The organism is Saccharothrix saharensis (assembly GCF_006716745.1).
Taxonomy (GTDB): domain Bacteria; phylum Actinomycetota; class Actinomycetes; order Mycobacteriales; family Pseudonocardiaceae; genus Actinosynnema; species Actinosynnema saharense.
This window is the reverse complement of sequence record NZ_VFPP01000001.1, coordinates 6,924,568-6,943,354: the sequence shown is the minus strand read 5'-3', so window position 1 is coordinate 6,943,354 and position 18,787 is coordinate 6,924,568. Positions and strand designations below refer to the sequence as shown.

Genomic DNA, 18,787 nt, shown 5'->3' with positions numbered 1-18,787 from the left:
GTGGGGGTCGTCCTGTCCGAAGCCGAGTGGACCGCGCGGCGTGACGCGCACGCGGAGCGGGTCCGGCGGTGGACCGGACCGCACCACGAGCGCAAGGCCGCCGGCCGCAAGCACCCCGTGCTGGACTTCCTGTTCTCCTACTACTCGCACCGCCCGTCCCGCCTGGAGCGCTGGCACCCCGGACCCGGCGTGGTCCTCGAGGGCGACGCGGCGCAGGCCTACCTGAAGTGGCCGGTCTACCGCCGCACCGCCGACGGCGTGACGCTCGACGTCGAGGCGTTCGCGCGCGAGCGGGCCAACACCATCGCGTTCACCGGGCGGCTGCTCGTCGCCACCGCGGGCCGCGCGCCCCGGCTCGGCTGCTTCGGGCTGCACGAGTGGGCGATGGTCTACCGGCAGCGGCCGGAGCAGGTGCGGCACAACGCGTGGCCGCTGCGGCTGGGCGGCGACGGCACCGACCGGGTGGTGGAGTCGCAGCGGGTGCAGTGCGGCCACTTCGACGCGTTCCGCTTCTTCACCCCGGACGCACGGCCGCGCAACACGCTCCAGCCGACCCGCGAGACCCAGGTCGACCTGGAGCAGCCCGGGTGCCTGCACGCCAACATGGACCTGTTCAAGTGGGCCTACAAGCTCGACCCGGCCACGCCGTCCGAGCTCGTCGCGGACTGCTTCGAGCTGGCCGCTCGGGTCCGCGAGCTGGACATGCGGGCCAGCCCGTACGACCTGGCCGACCTCGGCTACGAGCCGGTGCGGATCGAGACCGCCGAGGGCCGCGCCGAGTACGTGCGGCAGCAGGGCGCGTTCGCCGAGGACGCCGCGCCGCTGAGAGCCCGGCTGATCGGGCTGACCAGGGTCCTCGCGCACGCGACCACCGCGCCCGTCGCCGCTCGATGACCTGGAGTAACTTCACCCGATCCGCAGACGTCACCTGTTAGCGTGACGCCGGTCGGGATTCGCCAGCCGTATCCGGTCGGACGCTGAGAGGGAAGACGATGTCTCGACACCGCGCGCTGCGGACGAAGGTGCGGCGCGGCATCGCGACGTGGCCCGTGGCCATCGTCGGCTTGGTGGTCCTCCTCGTGCTCGGGTGGCTCGGCTGGAGCTGGGTCGGCGGCCTCGTCGAACGGCGGGCCGCGGCGCAGGCGGGCGACTGCGACGAGGGCGACGCGCTGCTGCGGATCGCCTCCACGCCCAGCATCGCCGAGGCGGTCAAGCAGGTCGCCGAGGCGTGGAGCGGGACGCGTCCCGTCGTCTACGACCACTGCATCCTCATCGAGGTGCAGTCCATCGACTCCGAAGTGGTGCTGGGCGGCCTCACCCAGGGCTGGGACACCGCGACGATCGGCGAGCGCCCGCACGCGTGGGTCACCGACTCGATGCTGTGGGCCAACCGGCTCGGCGCGCAGAACGCCGCCCTGCTCGGCGGCGTCCCCGAGTCGATCGCGGCCAGCCCCGTGCTGCTGGCGCTGCACCAGGACCAGGCGCAGGCGGTGCAGTCCGGTTCCGGGTTCCGCTGGACCGACCTGCCGGACCTGGCGGGCGCGGCGGACGGCTGGGGCCGGTTCGGCCACGCCGAGTGGGGCCGGTTCACCGTCGCCATGCCCGACCCGGCGGCGAACGCGGCGACCGCGATGGCCGTGCAGTCGGCGCTGGCCGGCGCGAGCCCCGAGGGCAAGGGGCCGGTCACCGTGGAGATGCTGGCGCTGGAACCGGTGAAGAGCACGATGGGGCGGCTGTCGTCGTCCAAGCCCGAGCAGACGCCCGCGACCACGTGGGAGGCGATGAAGCTGCTCGCCGACGACACCGCGGTCAACGCGGCCGGGTTCAGCGCGGTGCCCGTGTTCGAGGTGGACCTGTACCGGCACAACACCGGCAAGGACAGCGGCACGCCGCCGTCCCAACCCCTGTACGGGGTCGCGGCGGGCGGGCCGACGCCGATCGCCGACTTCCCGTTCGTGCCGCTGGCGGGCGACTGGGTCGGCGAGGCGCAGGTGCGCGCCGCGCAGGCGTTCCGCGAGTTCCTGCGCGAACCCGACCAGCAGAAGATCCTGGCCGGCGCGGGTCTGCGCGTGGAGGCCACGACCGAGCGGCCCAAGCCGTCGCCCGGCATCCGGTGGGCCGCCGTCACCGAGACGCTCACGCCCGCCGACGCCAACACCACCCAGCAGATCTCGGCCGCCTGGGCGACCGCCGGCGACGGCCAGGTCGTCACCGTGCTGGTGGACACGTCGAAGTCGATGGAGGAACCCGGCGGCGACGGCCGCAGCCGGATGGACTGGGTGAAGCAGGCCCTGTCCGGCCAGGTCAACCGGTCGGTGTCGGGGTCGCTGGGGCTGTGGGAGTTCTCCCGCGAGCTCGACGGCGACCGGCCCTACCGGCAGGTCGTGCCCACCGGGCCGGTCGCCGCGCAGCGGCAGGCGCTGCTGGACGGCGTGGCGGAACTGGAGCCGCGCAGCGCGACCCAGCTCTACACCAGCGTGCTCGCGCTGTACGAGCGGATGCTGGCGGACCACCAGGCCGGCAAGCGCAACCGGATCGTGGTGCTCACCGACGGCGTGAACGACGGCGGGCTGACGTTCCAGGAGCTGACGTCGCGGCTCGCCTCGGCCAAGCAGCCGGGCAAGGACATCGCGATCAGCGTGATCGCGCTCGGCCCGGACCCGGAACGCGCGCCGCTGTCCGAACTGGCCCGCTCCACCGGCGGCACCCTCTCCGTGGTCGAGGACGGCCGCGGCGTGGACGCCGCCCTGGGCCAACTCCTGTCCGCCGACTGACCTCCCCCGGGCCGGTCACGGCCCGTGGCGCCGTCGCGGTCGACTTGCGCCGAACGAAGGGAAGATGCGCGGCATTCGACCGGTTAAATAAACACCACTCGATTCACTGCCGATCTTCCCGGCACCGGATCGTTCCTGGCCGACGGGCACATTTTGATCGTCTTCGCTGGTCAAGCCGACATCCGAGCCGGTTGATAGGCATCCGGTGGGTCTCGTAACTTCGAGTGCTTCGACGTCCCTGCACAACGTCGAGTCCCTGCACACGAAAGGACGAACACCGTGAGGAAGATATTCCTGGCGCCCGCCCTGCTGGCGCTCGTGCTCGCCGTCCTCGTCGCACCGAACTCCCAGGGCTCCCTCGGTGAAGCCCACGCGACCAGCGTCGTCGACCTGGCCGCCGCGCCCGCCGACGTGCTGACCACCCCGCCCGCGGTGGCGGCGTGGCCCGTGCCGAACGCCCGGACCTACCGCATCCTCAGCTCCTGCTCGCCGTACGCGTCGGCCATCCGCACCGGCGCGCGGGCGTGGGCCGGGCTGACCGAGAGCTCCAGCGGCACCCCCGTCGAGTGCCGCAACGGCTACATCACCGACTGCGGCGGCGGCAGTCGCGTGGTGGGCTGCAACTGGGGCGCGGGCCAGCGGATCGCGCTCTACATGGGCGGCGTGAACGACGACGCCCTCCTGGCCGCCCACGAGTTCGGCCACAACTGGTACGGCCACTCCTCGTACCAGTGCGCCGGCTGGGGCAGCGCGGCGCAGGTGATGGCGCCGTCCATCTGCAACTACAGCAACGCCACCACGATCGACTGACGACCGGGAGGCGCGTCCCCCGGGGGCGCGCCTCCCTCCCGGTCACCCCGCGTACACCGCGGCCATCGCCGCGATCCGGGCGATGACGCGGTCACGCAGCTCCGGCGGTTCCACCACGTCCACCTCGGGCCCGAGGCGCAGCAGGTCGACCAGCGCGTGGTCCAACGACTCGACCGGCACCCGGACCGTCGTCCACTCCCCCTCCGGCTCGACGTCCTTCAACTCGCGGGCCGCGACGAGGCTCAGCAGGACCCGTGCGCCGCGCAACCCGTTCGGCGTGAGCCGGACCGTCACCCGCATCGGGTACATGCGCCGCTCGAACCGCTCCGACCAGCCCGCCCAGTACTCGGCGAGGTCGAACCCCTCGGGCCGGTCGAACGACTCGTCCAGCGCGGTCAGCTCCAGCACCCGGGACACGCGGTAGGTGCGCAGGCCGTCCGTCCGGGCGACGAGGTACCAGTTGCCCGCCTTGAGCACGAGCCCCAGCGGCTCCACCGTCCGCTCCACCTCGACCCGCGCCCACCGCACGTACCGGACGCGCAGCCGCCGCTGCCGCCACACCGCCTCCGCGATGGCGGCCACGTGCGGCGTGCCCTCGTCGCCGCGGAACCAGCCGGGCGCGTCCAGGTGGAACCTCTCCCCGATCCGCGACGCGCGCGACCGCAACTCCGGCGGCAGCGCCGCGAGCACCTTGAGCTGCGCCGCCGCCACCACCGCGCCCAACCCGAGCTCCGCCGCCGGTCCCGGCATGCCCGCCAGGAACAACGAGTCGGCCTCCTCGGTGGTCAGCCCGGTCAGCCGGCTGCGGTACCCGTCGACCAGACGGTAGCCACCGGCCGGCCCGCGGTCGGCGTACACGGGCACACCGGACGCCCCGAGCGCCTCGACGTCCCGGTACACCGTGCGGACCGACACCTCCAGCTCGTCCGCCAGCTCCTGCGCCGTCATCCGGCCGCGCGACTGGAGCAGGAGGAGCAGGGACAGCAACCGGCTGGCGCGCATCTCCTCATCTTTCCTGACGCACCCTGTCAGGTACACCGGGCAAGCTCGCCGCCATGAGCACCGCACAGGCCAACGCCGAGATGAAGAGCTGGGACGAGCAGACGTGGGACGGCGAGCGCTACGACGAAGTCACCGGCCCGAAGCAGACCGTCGGCGGCATGACCACCGCCTACACCGGTGACCTGGAAGCCACGGGCGACCTGCGCTTCGTCATGTCCTACGCGGACGACGACTCGTGCGTCTCCACCGGCTACGAGGTCGTCACGGGCACCCTGAACGGCCGCAGGGGCAGCTTCGTACTCCACCACACGGGCGGCTTCCACGACGGCGCCGCCACCGGCACCTTCACCGTCACCTCGGCCACCGGCGACCTGGCCGGCCTCACCGGCACGGGCCGCCTCACGTGGCCGCGGGGCGAACCGGGCCGGTTCGAACTGGACTACGAGCTCGCCTGATCGTCGAGCAGGTCCCAGGGCTGCCCGGTCCTCCCGGACGCCAGGGCCAGGACCAGGCGCTCGCGGACCAGCACGGACAACCGGACCTCGTCGTCGGTCCCGCGGTCCGCGAGGCCGGCGGCGATCCTCGCCCCCGCGTCCGGGTCGACCGCGCGGTCCAGCACGCCGAGGAACAACACCCCGCGTTCGTCCGCGATCAGGTCGGCGGGCGCCCAGCCGCCGCGCAACGACCGGCCTGCGACCCGGAGGTCGGTCCGCGGTGCGCTGCGGTACAGCTGCGCTTCCACGCGCGCCCGGGTGGCGAGCACGTGGTCGAAGAGGTACTCGGTCCCGACATCGTCCGGCCCGCGATCACGCGGCCACTCGTCCCGTGTCCCCCTCGAACCGCCCGGCCGACCGGTGAGGTCGAGCGCGAGCCGCGCGCCGGGGTCGGCCTCGCGGTAGACGTCGACGGTGATCCCGGTGCCGGAGAGGTAGCACCAGGTCATCACCAACGGGTGACCACCGTGGGCCTCCGCCCACGGCAGCAGCTCGTTCAAGCGGTCCCGGGGCTGTTTCGTCACCCGGACCGGCCGTCGCTCCGTCCGCCCTCGCGACTCCCCGGCGAGCCGGCGCCGGTCCAGGGCGAACAACAGGTCGGGCCGCACTCCCCGGCGGCGGAACCGCCCCGTCAACGCGGCGGGCAAGGCGTCGAAGTCGTACAGGGGCCCGACCTCGCTCCCGCCCTCCAGGTGTCGGACGAGTTCGGTCAACATCCCCAGCCCCACCGCTTCGCTCACGAACGACTTGATGCGGCGCGAGCCGGACCCGTAGTCGTCGGCGCGCAACACCAACACGTCAGCGGCCGTCGTCCTGAGGTAGGAGGTGATCAGCGCCAGTTCGAGCAGACGGGTGCCGTGCTTGACCGCGTTCCGGCCGGACGGGGCCAGGGCGTTGACTTCCAGCGCCCGCACCAGGTCGACGTCGACGGGGCCGACGCCGGACTGCCGGGCGATGTCGTCCACCACCGGCACCCCGCGAGGTCCGCGACCCACGGTGTAGAGGTGGTGACGAACCGTCACTGAACTCATTCGTCCGACCCTAGGACGGACGTCCCGCCACCGATCCGCACAACGGCGGCCACCCGCCGATCAGCCGGGTGGCCGCCGTCTCGCGGAACTCGCGGTCAGCCGCCGTAGGCCGAGACCGGCGGGCAGGAGCAGACCAGGTTGCGGTCGCCCTTGGCGCCGTCGATGCGGCGCACCGGGGGCCAGATCTTCGGTGCCGCCGTGCCCGCCGGGAACACCGCCACCTCGCGGCTGTACGGGTGGTCCCACTCGGTGGCGATGGAGGCCGCCGTGTGCGGTGCGTTGCGCAGCGGGTTGTCGTCGGCCGGCCACTCGCCCGAGCCGACGCGGTCGATCTCGTGCTTGATGGCGATCATCGCGTCGATGAACCGGTCGATCTCGCCGAGGTCCTCGCTCTCGGTCGGCTCCACCATCAACGTGCCCGCCACCGGGAACGACATGGTCGGCGCGTGCAGCCCGTAGTCGGCCAGCCGCTTCGCCACGTCGTCCACCGTCACGCCGGTCGCCTTGGTGATCGGCCGCAGGTCGAGGATGCACTCGTGGGCCACGAAACCGCCCTCGCCGGTGTACAGCACCGGGAAGTGCTCGTCCAACCGCCGCGCCACGTAGTTCGCCGCCGCCACCGCGGTCAACGTCGCCCGGCGCAGGCCGTCCGCGCCCATCATCCGCACGTAGGCCCACGAGATCGGCAGGATCGACGCCGAACCCCACGGCGCGGCGCTGATCGGGCCGACACCGGTCGCCGGACCGGCCGTCGGCTGCAACGGGTGGTTCGGCAGGAACGGCGCCAGGTGCGACCGCACGCCGATCGGGCCGACACCCGGGCCACCGCCGCCGTGCGGGATGCAGAACGTCTTGTGCAGGTTCAGGTGCGACACGTCCGACCCGAACTTGCCGTACTGGGCCAAGCCGATCAGCGCGTTGAGGTTCGCGCCGTCCACGTACACCTGGCCGCCGGCGTCGTGCACCAGCCCGCACACCTCGCGCACGGTGTCCTCGTACACGCCGTGCGTCGACGGGTAGGTGATCATGATCGCGGCGAGCGAGTCGCGGTGCGCGTCGATCGTGGCGCGCAGGTGGTCGACGTCCACGTTGCCGTGGTCGTCGCACTTCACCACCACGACCCGCATCCCGGCCATCACGGCGGACGCGGCGTTGGTGCCGTGCGCGCTGGACGGGATCAGGCACACGTCGCGGTGGTCGTCGCCGTTGGCCCGGTGGTAGGCGCGGATCGCCAGCAGGCCCGCGAACTCGCCCTGGCTGCCCGCGTTCGGCTGCAACGACACCGCGTCGTACCCGGTGACCTCGGCCAGCCACCGCTCCAGGTCACCGACGATGCTCAGCAGCCCCTCGGCGTCCGACGCGGGCGCGAACGGGTGCAGGTCCGCGAACTCCGGCCACGTCACGGGCTCCATCTCGGCCGTGGCGTTGAGCTTCATCGTGCACGAGCCCAGCGGGATCATGCTGCGGTCCAGCGCCACGTCCTTGTCCGACAACGACCGCAGGTACCGCAGCAGCGCGGTTTCGGAGCGGTGCGCGTGGAACACCGGGTGGGTCAGGTAGTCGCTCGTGCGGCGCAGGTCCGCGGGGATGCCGTCGGCGGTGTCGGCGTCCAGGCCGTCCACGTCGGCGACGGTCACGCCGAACGCCTTCCACACCAGTTCCAGGTGCTCGCGCGTGGTCGTCTCGTCGCACGCGATGGACACCACGTCGGCGTCCACCTGCCACAGGTTCACGCCGAGGTCGCGCGCGGCCGAGACGACGGCGGCGGCACGGCCCTCGACGCGCGCCCGCACCGTGTCGAAGAACTCGCCGTGCACGATCTCGACGCCGCCCTCCAGCAGGCCGGCGGCGAGCACGGTCGCCATCCGGTGCGCCCGGGTCGCGATCGCCTTCAAGCCCTCCGGACCGTGGTACACCGCGTACATCGAGGCCATCACCGCGAGCAGCACCTGCGCGGTGCAGATGTTGCTGGTGGCCTTCTCGCGACGGATGTGCTGCTCGCGCGTCTGCAGCGCGAGGCGGTAGGCGAGCGAGCCGTCCGCGTCCACGGACACGCCGACCAGCCGGCCGGGCAGCTGCCGCTCCAGGCCCTGGCGCACGGCCATGTACCCGGCGTGCGGCCCACCGAACCCGATCGGCACGCCGAAGCGCTGCGTGGTGCCGATGACGACGTCCGCACCGATCTCGCCCGGCGGGCGCAGCAGCGTCAACGCCAGCAGGTCCGCGGCGACCACGGCCTGCGCACCCGCCTTGTGGATCTCCTCGATGACCGACGCGTGGTCGAGCACCACGCCGGACGCACCGGGGTAGGACAGCAGCACGCCGAAGAAGTCGCCGCCCAGGCCGAGCCCCTCGATGCCCTGCGACAGGTCGGCGGTGACGATCTCGATGCCCAGCGGCTCCGCGCGCGTCTCGATGACGGCCAGCGTCTGCGGCAGCGTGTCGGCGTCGACCACGAACTTGTTCGACTTGGCCCGACCCGCGCGGCGGACCAGCGTCATCGCCTCGGCGGCGGCCGTGGACTCGTCCAGCATCGAGGCGTTGGCCAGCGGCAGACCGGTCAGGTCGGCGACCATCGTCTGGAAGTTCAGCAGCGCTTCGAGGCGGCCCTGGGAGATCTCCGGCTGGTACGGCGTGTACGCGGTGTACCAGGCGGGGCTCTCCAGCACGTTGCGGCGGATCACCGGCGGGGTGGTCGTGCCGTAGTAGCCGAGCCCGATCATCTGGGTCATCGGACGGTTGCGCGCGGCGAGGGCGCGCAGCTCGGCCAGCGCCTCGGTCTCGGTGGCGGGCGCGGGCAGGTCCAGCACCAGGTCGCGCTCGCGGATCGACTCGGGGACGGCGTGCTGCGCCAGTTCCTCCAGCGAGCCGACACCGATCACGTCGAGGATGCGGGCCAGCTCGGCGGGCCGCGGGCCCACGTGCCGGTCGGCGAACGGGGTGCCGTGCTCGAGTGCGGCGAGGGGGATGCGGTCCTGCGTCATCGGTGCTGGCCTCCAGGGCTCCGGACAGACTTCTGCCGTTGCCCTCCCCCTCTGTCTTCTGCCCGGTGTCGGGCGCCTGAGAGCTTCACCCGGCTGTCGGGCTTGCACCGTCGGCGGGGTCGGTCGGTCGTGCCCGACCCGCTTTCCAGAGGCGTCTCACCCGCACGGTCCTTGCGCCTGAGAGGTTCCGGGGAGGATTTGCTCCTTCGGCGCCGAGACGGACTCGGACTCTCCCGCACGGGATAAAGCGACTACGCGCGGAATCGTACCCGTCGGAGGGGTGAACGGTACCGCCGGCGCGACGTGGATCTCAGTGCGCGCCGGTCGACCCGCCCGGTCAGCCGATGGCCCTCGTCCGCCGGCGACGGGACAGCTCGTCGTCGGCCGCCTCCACGATCTCGGCCCCGTCCGCCCGTTCGGCGGGGAAGTCGTGGATCGTGCCGCTGATCTCCCGCATCGCGCCGGAGACCGCGATGCCGAACACCCCCTGACCGCCCTGGAGGAGGTCGACGACCTCTTCCGGCGACGTGCACTCGTAGACCGTGGTGCCGTCGCTGAACAGCGTGATGCGGGCCAGGTCCTGCACGCCGCGGCGGCGCAGGTGGTCCACCGCGACCCGGATGTTCTGCAACGAGACGCCGGTGTCCAGCAGTCTCTTCACGACCTTGAGGACCAGGATGTCCTTGAACGAGTAGAGCCGTTGGCTGCCTGAGCCCTGCGCACTCCTTATCGTGGGGTTGACCAACCCCGTGCGCGCCCAGTAGTCCAGCTGGCGGTAGGTGATGCCCGCGATCTGGCACGCGGCGGGGCCGCGGTACCCGACCAGCTCGTCCGGCAGCGAGGAGTCCGGGAACAGCTCACCCTGTTCGCCGGATCCGGCCCGGATGGGCGCTTCCTCGACCACGCCTGCCTCCCCTCGGTCCGGCCACGACGACCGGCGACCAACGTGAAGCCGCCGCGGTGCCCGAATCACACCGTGGCAATTCACCTGAGTTCGACGGTAAGACCGGCTAGGGGGCAGGTCAACGCGACGCGCGGGGCGTGTCTGACCTCAACGTGAGGTAGAGGTTGAGAGAGTCACCCGTCGTAAGCCATTCGGGTGACGTTTAGTGATCGTTTAGCCGAGCAACGTTGACGTTGTGTAATTCAGGGGTGTGACGCCTGATGGTGGCACGCGGGGTTGATCCACAACGCACCGCGCACGCTTGCGAAGGGCCGTTCACGGTGTGGGGCCGGGGTCGCGGCCCTTCGTGGGCGGGGTGGGGTGGGTTCGGGTGAGGGCCTCTTTGTCAAGCACCCGACCCGTCGGACCTGAGCGGGTCGGTGGACCCCTGCGGGGCGGTCGAAGGTCTGAAAGCTCCGAAGCGTCCTCGCCGGACGGGCCCGGGGTGCGGACGGGCCGGGCGGTGCGGGCCGCGAAGCTCCCGCTTCCCAAGTCGAGGGGTTCGTGTCATCCCGCCGAGCTGGCTGTGCCCTGCCGCGCGTGCCGAGGGGGCGTGGTCCACTGATGGCGCACCACTGCTTCCGATGTCGTCCCCTTGACGCGTGTGGCAGCCCGGAGGGAAGTCGGTGGGATGACGCGAAACCCGGACCACCATCCCCATAGGAGATGACGGCGGTCCGGGTCGTCATCCTGCTGGTGCGCCAGTCCGACGAGGACGCTTCGGATCTTCTGATCTTCCGGAGCAGCTCGCCGCGAACGCGGGTCGGTCGGCTTACGTGTCCGCCCCGCGGAAGTCCTCCGGCGAGACCGAGTCGAGGAACTCGCGGAACTTCTCGACCTCGTCCTCCTGCTCGTCGGGGATGATGAGGCCCGCCTCCGCCAGCACGGACTCCTCCGCGTGGATCGGCACGCCGATCCGCAGGGCCAGCGCCACCGAGTCGCTGGGCCGCGCCGAGACGCGGATGTCGCCGTCGAAGACGAGCTCCGCGAAGTACGTGCCCTCCTGCAGGTCCGTGATCCGCACCTGCTCCAACTGCCGACCGAGGGCTCCGATGACGTCCTTGAGCAGGTCGTGCGTCAACGGCCGGGCAGGACGGACACCTTGCTGCTCCAACGCGATCGCCGTGGCCTCGACCGATCCGATCCAGATCGGCAGGTACCGTTCGCCCTCGGTTTCGCGCAGCAGCAGGATCGGCTGGTTGGCGGGCAACTCCACCCGCACGCCGACGACGCGCATTTCGCTCATCGGGTCTCGCCTCCCTCAGCGCGCTGAAATTCTGGCGTCCCCGCTACCTAACGAGGATCCCCCACGTACAGTTTCGACGCTACCCGCCAAGCGGGCTCTGTGCGCAACCGCCCGCCCGCTTCGGATCACGATGCGGACACGCGTTCACCTCGGCGAAACAGGGTTACCCACGCCATCGCGCAGGCCCACCTTCACCAGCAGTGTGTGCAGCGTTACCGAGAGCGCCGCCAGTTCCCGCACGACCTCGTCGCGATCGCCCTGCCGGGGTGCCGCGACCGCCGCCTGCTCCACCAACCCGACCTCGCGGTCGGCCGCGACGCGGAACGGCCGCAGGTGGCGGGCCTCCAGCCCGTGCTCGGCCATCGCCCGCACGGTCGAGGCGATCTGCACGGCCTCGTGGTCGTAGAACCCGCCCGCGCCGGCCCGGATGAGGCCGTGCCGCTCCAGGTCGGCCAGCACGGCCGGCTCGATGCCCGCCCGCGCCAGCAGGTCCTCGCGGGTGACGCGGTGCCCGGCGGCCGGGGAGAGGTCGGCCGCGCGCACCACCTTCGACGCGCCCTGGTCGGCCGCGTCCAACTGCTCCTTGATGACCTTCAGCGGCAGGTACCGGTCCCGTTGGGCGGACAGCACGTACCGCAGGCGGTCCACGTCCGCGGACGTGAACTGCCGGTACCCCGACGCCGTGCGCGCCGGGCGGACCAACCCCTCCGACTCCAGGAATCGGATCTTGGAGATGGTGACGTCGGGGAAGTCGGGTCGCAGCTGCGCCAGCACCGCCCCGATGCTCAACCCCCCGCGTGGCCGCCCGGCCGCCGTCACCGGAGCCCCATCGCTCAGGCCCCCTGGCCCCCGGCGCCCGGACCGGTCAGGAACACCAGGCGGAACTTGCCGATCTGCACCTCGTCGCCGTTCGCCAGCACCGCCTGGTCGACGGGCTCGCGGTTGACGTAGGTGCCGTTCAGGCTGCCCACGTCGATCACCACGAACTCGCCGCCCTCGCGGCGGAACTCGGCGTGGCGACGGGAGACCGTCACGTCGTCGAGGAAGATGTCGCTGTCGGGGTGCCGCCCCGCGCTCGTCGTGTCGCGGTCCAGCAGGAACCTCGACCCCGCGTTGGGGCCGCGCTTGACCACGAGCAGCGCCGACCCGGCGGGCAGCGCGTCGACACCCGCGACGGCAGGCTCCTGGGCGGGCGCCTCGGCGCCCTCGACCTCGGCGAGGAAGTCGGCCCGGAACACGGAGGTCCGCTCCGGGGACTGCTCTGGCGGAACGCCTGGCCCGTCGTTCGTGCTCACCTGAGCTCTCCTCCTGCTGCTGGAACCGTCGAGACCGCTAGAACCTATCGTGCCCGAACCCTGGTCTGAGGAGCGGCTCCCCCACCGACCGAAGAGCCGCCGGAAGATCGACGTCACCCCTGTGCCACCAGCTCCTGGTACGCGGCGGCGTCGAGCAGGTCGTCGACCGCGGAGGGGTCCTCCAGCCGCAATTCCACCATCCACCCCTCGCCGTAGGGGTCGGTGTTCACCAGGTCGGGCTGCTGGTCGAGCGAGTCGTTGCGGGCGACGACCTCGCCCGCGAGCGGCGCGTAGATGTCGGACACGCTCTTGGTCGACTCCACCTCGCCCAGCGTCTGCCCGGCCGCGACCTGCTCGCCGAGCTCGGGGAGCTGGACGAACACCACGTCGCCGAGCTGCTCCTGGGCGTAGTCGGTGATGCCCACGCGCACGGTGTCCTCACCTGTGCGCAGCACCCACTCATGTTCCTCGGTGTACTTGAGCTCCTCGGGAATCACCGCGGTGTGCTCCTTCAATGACGGTGGATCAACGCTCCGCCGGATCTTCCCACGTCGTCGTTCACGCCGGCGCGACACCCGGCGGTCGCCGCATCGCGACGGTGAACTGGTACACGTACAGCACCCCCGACCACAGGTACAAGGCCCCGCCCCAGACCATGAACGCGTAGGCGACCGGGCGGGCGACCTGCGCGGCCGTGGAGGAGCCCTGGGCGAGCAGCAGCATGGGGAACGCGTAGAGCAGGTTGAACGTGGCCGCCTTGCCCAGGTAGTTCACCTCGAACGGGCCGTAGCCGCGGGCCCGGAGCACGGGCAGGCAGAGGCCGACGACGAGCTCGCGGCCGACCAGCACCGCCGCCACCCACCAGGGCACGATGCCGCGCACGACGAACGCCACCAGCGTGGCGAGGATGTAGAGCCGGTCGGCGGCCGGGTCCAGCAGGGCGCCGAGCCTGCTCGCCTGGTCGAGCCAGCGGGCGATCTTGCCGTCCAGCCAGTCGGACAGGCCCGCCGCGACGAGCACGACCAGCGCCCAGCCGTCGGCGTGCGGGCCGAGCAGCAGGTAGAGGAACAGGGGCACGCCGAGCAGCCGCAACACGCTCAGCGCGTTCGGGATGGTCAGCAGCCGGTCGGCGGGATCGTGCGACACGTCCGCACTGTAGATGGCCGCCCGGCGCGCCCCGGTGGTCGACTCGCGGTGCGAGGCCCGCGCGCCGGGCTCAGTTGGTCGAACGGGTGCGGCTCCAGCCGCGTCGTTGCAGTTCGGCGCCGCTGAGCGCCTGCGGACGACCGCGGTCGTCGACGCCCACCCAGCGGGCCCGGAAACCTTCGAGCACGTACGCGTGGCCCTTGCTCCAGACCACGCTGCAGGGGGCTGTGGGCAGCGCCGCCGCGCCTGTGGTGCCGGCACGCGCTGCCCTCGGCTTCGCCGGCTCGGACTCGGTTTCCGTTCTGGTGCTCATCTGAAATCCCTCCACCGGGGTTGTCGCCCACGGCTCTCGTGGCGTTATCCCCGTCACCCGATTCTGCTCGACTGTGGTCGAGACCACCTCCGCGTTCGTGCCCTGTCGCGGCCGGCGGCCGGTTGCGTCGCCGAGCTGCGCCCGGTGGGCGGGAACGCTTCCCCTGAGGCGTATCCCGCCCCGGCGGTACCAAACCGTTCACCGTCCGTCGTCCGCCGCACACCGAACAGCGCACTACACTGATGCCTATCAGGGCGCCACCCGCGCGCTTGTGGTGTTGCCACGGGCTCCGTACGGTGGGTGGCGCAGCGGTTGAGCCAACAGCCGCGCCGGGAAGTCCGGCTAGCGGGGAACCGTTTCCGCCACGCTGCTGTTCAGTGCTGCGCGCACACTTCGTGCGTCCGGGCTTCCCACCCAGCGGTTCCAGCTGAAGAGGAGTGCCTCGTGACGGTTCAGGATCCGGACGTCGTGGCGACGAGCGGAGCCGAGTCCGCCGCGGCCGACAGCCCGCGGGCCGGGCAGCTCGGGCTCGACGTCCGCACGGCGACGGAGGGTGTCACCGTGGTGTCGGTGAGCGGTGAGGTCGACATGCTCACCGCGCCGCAACTGCGGGCGTCCGCCCTGCAGCACCTCGACGCCGGCAGCACGCTGGTGCTGGACCTGTCGGGGGTGAGCTTCCTCGGCTCGGCCGGTCTGGCCGTGCTGGTGGAGGCCTCGCAGCAGGCCACCCGCCGGGGCGCGGGGTTCCGCGTCGTGGCGGTGGAGCGCGCGGTGACGCGCCCGCTGGCCGCCACCGGCCTGGGTGAGGTGTTCAGCGTGTTCGAGTCGGTCCAGCGGGCGCTGGAGGCCGACGAGTCCCGCTGAGCCGGGTGACGGAGCCTCAGACGTGCGGCACCAGGTCGACGACTTGGTCCACGCCCGCCGCGACGAGCGCGCGGCGGGCGTGGCCGTGTTCGGGTGCGCGCACGACGACCCGGTTGCCCGCCGCGGCGGCGGCCTCGGCGACCGCGCGCAGGCTGCGGACCAGGCCTTCGCTGTGCTCGCCCAGGGCGAGCAGGTCCACGACCACGGGCACGGTCCCGCCCCGCGCGGCGGTGAGGATGCGGCGGCGGACCGCGGGCGCGGCGTGCGCCGGGACGTCGCCGCGCACGTGCACCTCGACCCAGCCTTCCCGGGTGGTGACGTCCACCGGGTCGACCGACACGGGTGCGGCCAGGTACGTGCCGCCGGACGTGTGCCGCGGCGCGAGGACCAGGGTGACCGTGGTGCCGCTCGCACCGCGGTCGACCAGCACCTCGTCGACGTTCTCGTGCATCAGCAGCAGCCCCCGGCCGCGGGCGGTCAGGGTGGGTGGCGGCACGCGCCAGCCGCCGTGGTCGGTGATGACGACGCGCACGCTGCCGTCGGGCCGCGCTCTGGCGTCGATGTGCACCACACCCTGCTCGTCCGGCCCGTACGCGTGCTCCACGGCGTTGCTGGCCGCCTCGTTCACCGCGACCAGGAGGTCGTAGCGGTCGTCCTCGGACAGCCCCTCGGCGGCCAGCCAGGCGTCCAGTCGGGCACGGACCGCCGCGAGCTGCCCGGCCTGGGCCGGGAACTCCGCTCCCCAGTGGTGGTCCGCGAGTTGTTCGGTCAATGGGCCTCCCCGTCGCACCAGTCAGTCTTCCCGGCCCGCGCGTCGTCTACACGTGTGAACGACGATCAATCCGGGTACCGGTAGCTTCAGCAGCACAACGAGACAGAACGGACGACGAGGTGAGCGTGTCGCACACTGAGCCGCGAAGCGGTGAGTCGGAGAACGCCCTGGCCGGGGTCGAGTTGCGGATGGCGGCCGACCCCACGCAGCTGTCGGTCGTCCGTGCCGTGGCGGCGGACATCGCCATGCGGCAGGACTTCGACCTGGACTCCATCGAGGACCTGAAGCTGGCGGTGGACGAGGCGTGCTCGACCCTCATCTCGCTGGCCGCGCAGGACGCCGTGCTCAGCGCCCAGTTCGTGGTGGTCGACGGGTCGGTGCAGGTGTTCACCAAGGTGGGTTCGCAGCGGTCCGCGCCGCCGGACCGGGACAGCTTCGGCTGGCGCGTGCTGAGCGCGCTGGTCGACTCGGTGACGACGTGGGTCGCGCCGCAGGCCGAGGCGTTCGAGGTGCACATCGACCTGGTCAAGCGGTCGTTGGGGACGGTGGATGCGTGACGGGGTCGGACGGGGGCACGACGCGGTCCGGCACACAGGGTGACTACGACCACCTGGCGCCGCTGTTCGTGCGGCTCGCCGCGACCGCGAAGGGCGACCCGGAGCGGGAGCGGCTGCGCGACGAGCTGGTGACCGAGCACCTGCCGGTGGCCAAGCACATCGCCCGGCGGTTCGGGCACCGCGGTGAGCCGCACGACGACCTGGTGCAGGTGGCCACGGTCGGGCTGATCAACGCGGTGGACCGGTTCGACCCGGAGCGGGGCAGCGACTTCCTGTCGTTCGCGGTGCCGACGATCATGGGCGAGGTCCGGAAGTACTTCCGGGACTCCAGCTGGTCGGTGCGCATGCCGCGGCGGCTCAAGGAGCTGCACCTGGCGATCAACGCGGGGTCGGCGCGGTTGTCGCAGGAGCTGGGCCGGGCGCCGACGCCGAGCGAGCTGGCGCAGCACCTGGGCCTGAGCCGGGAGGAGATCCACGAGGGGCTGGCGGCGGGCAACGCCTACCACAGCGCGTCGCTGGACGACCTGCTGGTGGCCGACGACAGCTCCATCTCGCTGGGCAGCACGCTCGGTGAGGAGGACCCGGAGCTGGAGGCGATCGAGCAGCGGGAGGCGTTGCACCCGTTGCTGGAGAAGCTGCCGGAGCGGGAGCGCAAGATCGTGGTGATGCGGTTCTTCGGGAACATGACGCAGACCCAGATCGCGCAGAAGGTCGGCATCTCGCAGATGCACGTGTCGCGGCTGCTGGCCAAGACGCTGCGGCAGTTGCGCGAGGGTCTTTCCGAATAGGACACCGGGGACGACGAGAGGCCGCCTGGCACCGGGGGTGTCAGGCGGCCTCTTCGCGTTCGGTGGGGACCGGCGGCCGGTGGGCAGTGGCTCGGCGGCGGTCCGGCGGGGTCGGGGGGCAGGTCGGCTCGTGGGGCGGCTTCGGGCCGGTCCGCTCGGCGAGGCTGATCTGCTCGGCGAGGCAGATCGCCCGGGCGCCGATCGGACGAGCCCGGGTCGACTCCGGGGGCAGGTCGATTCGGCGGGCAGGTCGGGTACGGCGGTCGAGTCGGCGTGGCCGGCGACCCGTTCGGTCAACAGGTCGGCACGACCGCCAGGTCGGCTCGGCGGGCAGGCCCGGCCCACCTGGGCGGTGGGCGGGTCAGGCGGCGGAACGGCGGCGGTCGGCGATGATGCGCCGGCGTTCGTCCTCGCCCATGCCGCCCCAGACGCCGTACGGCTCCTGGACCGCCAACGCGTGTTCCCGGCACGGGTCCACCACGGGGCAGCGGGCGCAGAGCTGCTTGGCCTTGTCCTCGCGGGCGGCCCTGGCGGAGCCCCGCTCGTTGTCCGGGTGGAAGAAGACCGCGCTGTCACGGCCTCGGCACAGCCCTTCCTTCTGCCAGTCCCAGACGTCGGTCACGGGCTTGGGCAAGCGCGCGGTGCTCGTCATCGGATGAACCCCCTTGCGGTGTCACAGGTGCTTGATCACGGCTTACCCGCTGGTCCCCGGGAGGCAAACGTGGTGCGTCCCATCGGATGGGTCATCGGGCGGGTGGATTCGGGCCCGCAGCGTCACGCGCCGCGCAGCGCGGGCGCCACCGACTCCGCCCAGAACGCGAAGAACTGCTCCTGGTCGGGCCCGATCTGGCTCACGTACACCTCGTCGTACCCCGCGTCGGCGAACTCGCGCACCCGGTCCGCGTAGGGCTCCGGGTCGGGCCCCACGGGCAGCGCGGAGGCGACCATCTCCTCGGTGACCAGCGTCGACGCCTGCTCGAAGTGCTTGGGCGTCGGCAGGACCTGCGCCAGTTCGCCGGGCAGCTGCTCGTTGGCCCACAGCCGGTGGGCCGTCTTCGCGGCCGCCTCGGCCGAGGACGCGTGGCAGACCTTGAACCCGGCCTGGGTGGGCTTGCCGTCACCGCCCGCCTCGCGGAACTTCGCCGGCAGCGACTCGTCCGGCATCGTCGAGCACAGGCCGTCGCCGATGCGCCCGGCGAGCTGGGCCGCCTTCGGCCCGAACGCCGACACGTACACCGGAACGGGTGACGACGGCACGGTGTAGAGCCGCGCGTTCTCGACCGTGTAGTGCTTGCCGCGGTGGCTGACCTCGTCGCCGGTCCACAGCGCGCGCATCACCTCGACGGCCTCTTCGAGCATCTCCAGCCGCTGCGGCGCGGACGGCCACGGGTCGCCGAAGATGTGCTCGTTCAGCGCCTCGCCGGAGCCCACCCCGAGGGTGAACCCGCCCTGGCACTGGACGGCGGCCGTCGCGGCGGCCTGCGCCACCACGGCCGGGTGAATCCGTACCGTCGGACAGGTGACCGCGGTCGTGATGGGCAGCGACGTGACCTCGGACAGCGCCCCGATGACGGACCACACGAACGGGCTGTTCCCCTGCTCGTCGTTCCACGGGTGGTAGTGGTCGGAGATCCACAGGCGCTCGAACCCGGCCTGCTCCGCCCACCGCGCCTGCCGCACCAGCTCACGCGGACCGTGCTCCTCGCTGGAGAGGAAGTAACCGATGCTCACCATGACCACCGGTTACCCGCGCGGGAACTCCTGAACC

Annotated in this window: 20 protein-coding genes and 1 riboswitch; of the genes, 7 read left to right on the top strand and 13 right to left on the bottom strand. The window is 72.0% G+C overall.

Translation table 11 applies throughout. The features are described from left to right. From FHX81_RS31730 to FHX81_RS31720, 3 genes are all read left to right on the top strand, one after another. Entirely contained in the window at positions 1–894 is an 894-nt protein-coding gene (locus tag FHX81_RS31730) for a 3-methyladenine DNA glycosylase (RefSeq protein WP_141982116.1), read from the top strand. Positions 895–992: 98 nt separating this feature from the next. After that, the gene (locus FHX81_RS31725) at positions 993–2,774 is read left to right on the top strand and encodes a VWA domain-containing protein (RefSeq protein ID WP_141982114.1); all 1,782 of its coding nucleotides are present in this window, start codon (positions 993–995) and stop codon (positions 2,772–2,774) included. Positions 2,775–3,053: 279 nt separating this feature from the next. After that, positions 3,054–3,584 (top strand): hypothetical protein, encoded by a 531-nt coding sequence (locus FHX81_RS31720; RefSeq protein ID WP_141982111.1) that lies wholly within the window; start codon positions 3,054–3,056, stop codon positions 3,582–3,584. Between the two features lie 42 nt (positions 3,585–3,626). On the opposite strand, the gene FHX81_RS31715 is transcribed toward FHX81_RS31720, so the two are convergent. After that, positions 3,627–4,586 (bottom strand): helix-turn-helix transcriptional regulator, encoded by a 960-nt coding sequence (locus tag FHX81_RS31715; protein WP_141982109.1) that lies wholly within the window; start codon positions 4,584–4,586, stop codon positions 3,627–3,629. A 53-nt stretch (positions 4,587–4,639) separates the two neighbouring features. Here FHX81_RS31715 and FHX81_RS31710 point away from each other — a divergent pair, with 53 nt between their 5' ends. After that, positions 4,640–5,041 carry a DUF3224 domain-containing protein gene (locus FHX81_RS31710; protein ID WP_141982107.1) on the top strand — a complete coding sequence of 134 codons (402 nt, stop codon included), beginning with the start codon at positions 4,640–4,642 and terminating at the stop codon, positions 5,039–5,041. Here the strand turns inward: FHX81_RS31710 and FHX81_RS31705 are convergent. The 9 genes from FHX81_RS31705 to FHX81_RS31665 form a co-directional block, all read right to left on the bottom strand. Beyond that, positions 5,026–6,111: a hypothetical protein gene (locus FHX81_RS31705; protein ID WP_141982105.1), complete on the bottom strand. Its 1,086-nt coding sequence runs from the start codon at positions 6,109–6,111 to the stop codon at positions 5,026–5,028. The two genes, FHX81_RS31710 and FHX81_RS31705, sit on opposite strands and share 16 nt — an antisense overlap. A gap of 95 nt (positions 6,112–6,206) precedes the next feature. After that, positions 6,207–9,095: an aminomethyl-transferring glycine dehydrogenase gene (gene gcvP / locus FHX81_RS31700; protein ID WP_141982103.1), complete on the bottom strand. Its 2,889-nt coding sequence runs from the start codon at positions 9,093–9,095 to the stop codon at positions 6,207–6,209. A gap of 155 nt (positions 9,096–9,250) precedes the next feature. Beyond that, positions 9,251–9,341: riboswitch (glycine riboswitch) on the bottom strand. Positions 9,342–9,432: 91 nt separating this feature from the next. After that, positions 9,433–9,999 (bottom strand): MerR family transcriptional regulator, encoded by a 567-nt coding sequence (locus FHX81_RS31695; RefSeq protein ID WP_141982100.1) that lies wholly within the window; start codon positions 9,997–9,999, stop codon positions 9,433–9,435. Between the two features lie 811 nt (positions 10,000–10,810). Then, a complete protein-coding gene (locus tag FHX81_RS31690) occupies positions 10,811–11,284 on the bottom strand; it encodes a bifunctional nuclease family protein (RefSeq protein WP_053720858.1) in 474 nt (157 codons plus the stop codon). Positions 11,285–11,428: 144 nt separating this feature from the next. After that, complete coding sequence (ftsR, locus tag FHX81_RS31685; protein WP_141982098.1) at positions 11,429–12,103, bottom strand: transcriptional regulator FtsR; 675 nt, start codon at positions 12,101–12,103, stop codon at positions 11,429–11,431. 14 nt (positions 12,104–12,117) lie between these two features. Beyond that, positions 12,118–12,579: a glycogen accumulation regulator GarA gene (gene garA / locus FHX81_RS31680; RefSeq protein WP_033427969.1), complete on the bottom strand. Its 462-nt coding sequence runs from the start codon at positions 12,577–12,579 to the stop codon at positions 12,118–12,120. Positions 12,580–12,692: 113 nt separating this feature from the next. Then, on the bottom strand, positions 12,693–13,076 hold the full coding sequence (gcvH, locus tag FHX81_RS31675; RefSeq protein ID WP_141982096.1) for a glycine cleavage system protein GcvH: 384 nt from the start codon (positions 13,074–13,076) through the stop codon (positions 12,693–12,695). 61 nt (positions 13,077–13,137) lie between these two features. Further along, the gene (clsA, locus tag FHX81_RS31670) at positions 13,138–13,725 is read right to left on the bottom strand and encodes a cardiolipin synthase ClsA (protein ID WP_246108065.1); all 588 of its coding nucleotides are present in this window, start codon (positions 13,723–13,725) and stop codon (positions 13,138–13,140) included. Positions 13,726–13,795: 70 nt separating this feature from the next. Continuing rightward, on the bottom strand, positions 13,796–14,038 hold the full coding sequence (locus tag FHX81_RS31665) for a hypothetical protein (RefSeq protein WP_141982094.1): 243 nt from the start codon (positions 14,036–14,038) through the stop codon (positions 13,796–13,798). Between the two features lie 444 nt (positions 14,039–14,482). Between FHX81_RS31665 and FHX81_RS31660 the strand changes: the two genes are divergently transcribed. Continuing rightward, entirely contained in the window at positions 14,483–14,902 is a 420-nt protein-coding gene (locus FHX81_RS31660) for an STAS domain-containing protein (RefSeq protein ID WP_141982092.1), read from the top strand. A gap of 16 nt (positions 14,903–14,918) precedes the next feature. On the opposite strand, the gene FHX81_RS31655 is transcribed toward FHX81_RS31660, so the two are convergent. Beyond that, positions 14,919–15,674, bottom strand: coding sequence for an ATP-binding protein (locus tag FHX81_RS31655; protein ID WP_141982091.1), 756 nt, complete (start codon positions 15,672–15,674; stop codon positions 14,919–14,921). Between the two features lie 125 nt (positions 15,675–15,799). On the opposite strand from FHX81_RS31655, the gene FHX81_RS31650 reads away from it, so the two are divergent. After that, on the top strand, positions 15,800–16,231 hold the full coding sequence (locus FHX81_RS31650) for an ATP-binding protein (RefSeq protein ID WP_246108064.1): 432 nt from the start codon (positions 15,800–15,802) through the stop codon (positions 16,229–16,231). Next, positions 16,228–17,019, top strand: a complete 792-nt coding sequence (locus FHX81_RS31645; RefSeq protein ID WP_141982086.1) for a SigB/SigF/SigG family RNA polymerase sigma factor — start codon at positions 16,228–16,230, stop codon at positions 17,017–17,019. Before FHX81_RS31650 ends, FHX81_RS31645 begins: the two co-directional genes overlap by 4 nt. A gap of 361 nt (positions 17,020–17,380) precedes the next feature. Here the strand turns inward: FHX81_RS31645 and FHX81_RS31640 are convergent, their stop codons facing one another. Both FHX81_RS31640 and FHX81_RS31635 read right to left on the bottom strand, forming a co-directional pair. Then, complete coding sequence (locus FHX81_RS31640; protein WP_141982085.1) at positions 17,381–17,671, bottom strand: WhiB family transcriptional regulator; 291 nt, start codon at positions 17,669–17,671, stop codon at positions 17,381–17,383. 122 nt (positions 17,672–17,793) lie between these two features. Continuing rightward, on the bottom strand, positions 17,794–18,753 hold the full coding sequence (locus tag FHX81_RS31635; protein ID WP_141982083.1) for a TIGR03557 family F420-dependent LLM class oxidoreductase: 960 nt from the start codon (positions 18,751–18,753) through the stop codon (positions 17,794–17,796). Positions 18,754–18,787 lie beyond the last annotated feature (34 nt).

Excerpts from the sequence above, each read along its gene's own strand:
- FHX81_RS31725 (WP_141982114.1), top strand. The coding sequence starts at position 993 with ATGTCTCGACACCGCGCGCTGCGGACGAAGGTGCGGCGCGGCATCGCG.
- FHX81_RS31715 (WP_141982109.1), bottom strand. The coding sequence starts at position 4,586 with ATGCGCGCCAGCCGGTTGCTGTCCCTGCTCCTCCTGCTCCAGTCGCGC.
- FHX81_RS31710 (WP_141982107.1), top strand. The coding sequence starts at position 4,640 with ATGAGCACCGCACAGGCCAACGCCGAGATGAAGAGCTGGGACGAGCAG.
- FHX81_RS31705 (WP_141982105.1), bottom strand. The coding sequence starts at position 6,111 with ATGAGTTCAGTGACGGTTCGTCACCACCTCTACACCGTGGGTCGCGGA.
- gcvP (WP_141982103.1), bottom strand. The coding sequence starts at position 9,095 with ATGACGCAGGACCGCATCCCCCTCGCCGCACTCGAGCACGGCACCCCG.
- FHX81_RS31690 (WP_053720858.1), bottom strand. The coding sequence starts at position 11,284 with ATGAGCGAAATGCGCGTCGTCGGCGTGCGGGTGGAGTTGCCCGCCAAC.
- FHX81_RS31665 (WP_141982094.1), bottom strand. The coding sequence starts at position 14,038 with ATGAGCACCAGAACGGAAACCGAGTCCGAGCCGGCGAAGCCGAGGGCA.
- FHX81_RS31640 (WP_141982085.1), bottom strand. The coding sequence starts at position 17,671 with ATGACGAGCACCGCGCGCTTGCCCAAGCCCGTGACCGACGTCTGGGAC.
- FHX81_RS31635 (WP_141982083.1), bottom strand. The coding sequence starts at position 18,753 with ATGGTGAGCATCGGTTACTTCCTCTCCAGCGAGGAGCACGGTCCGCGT.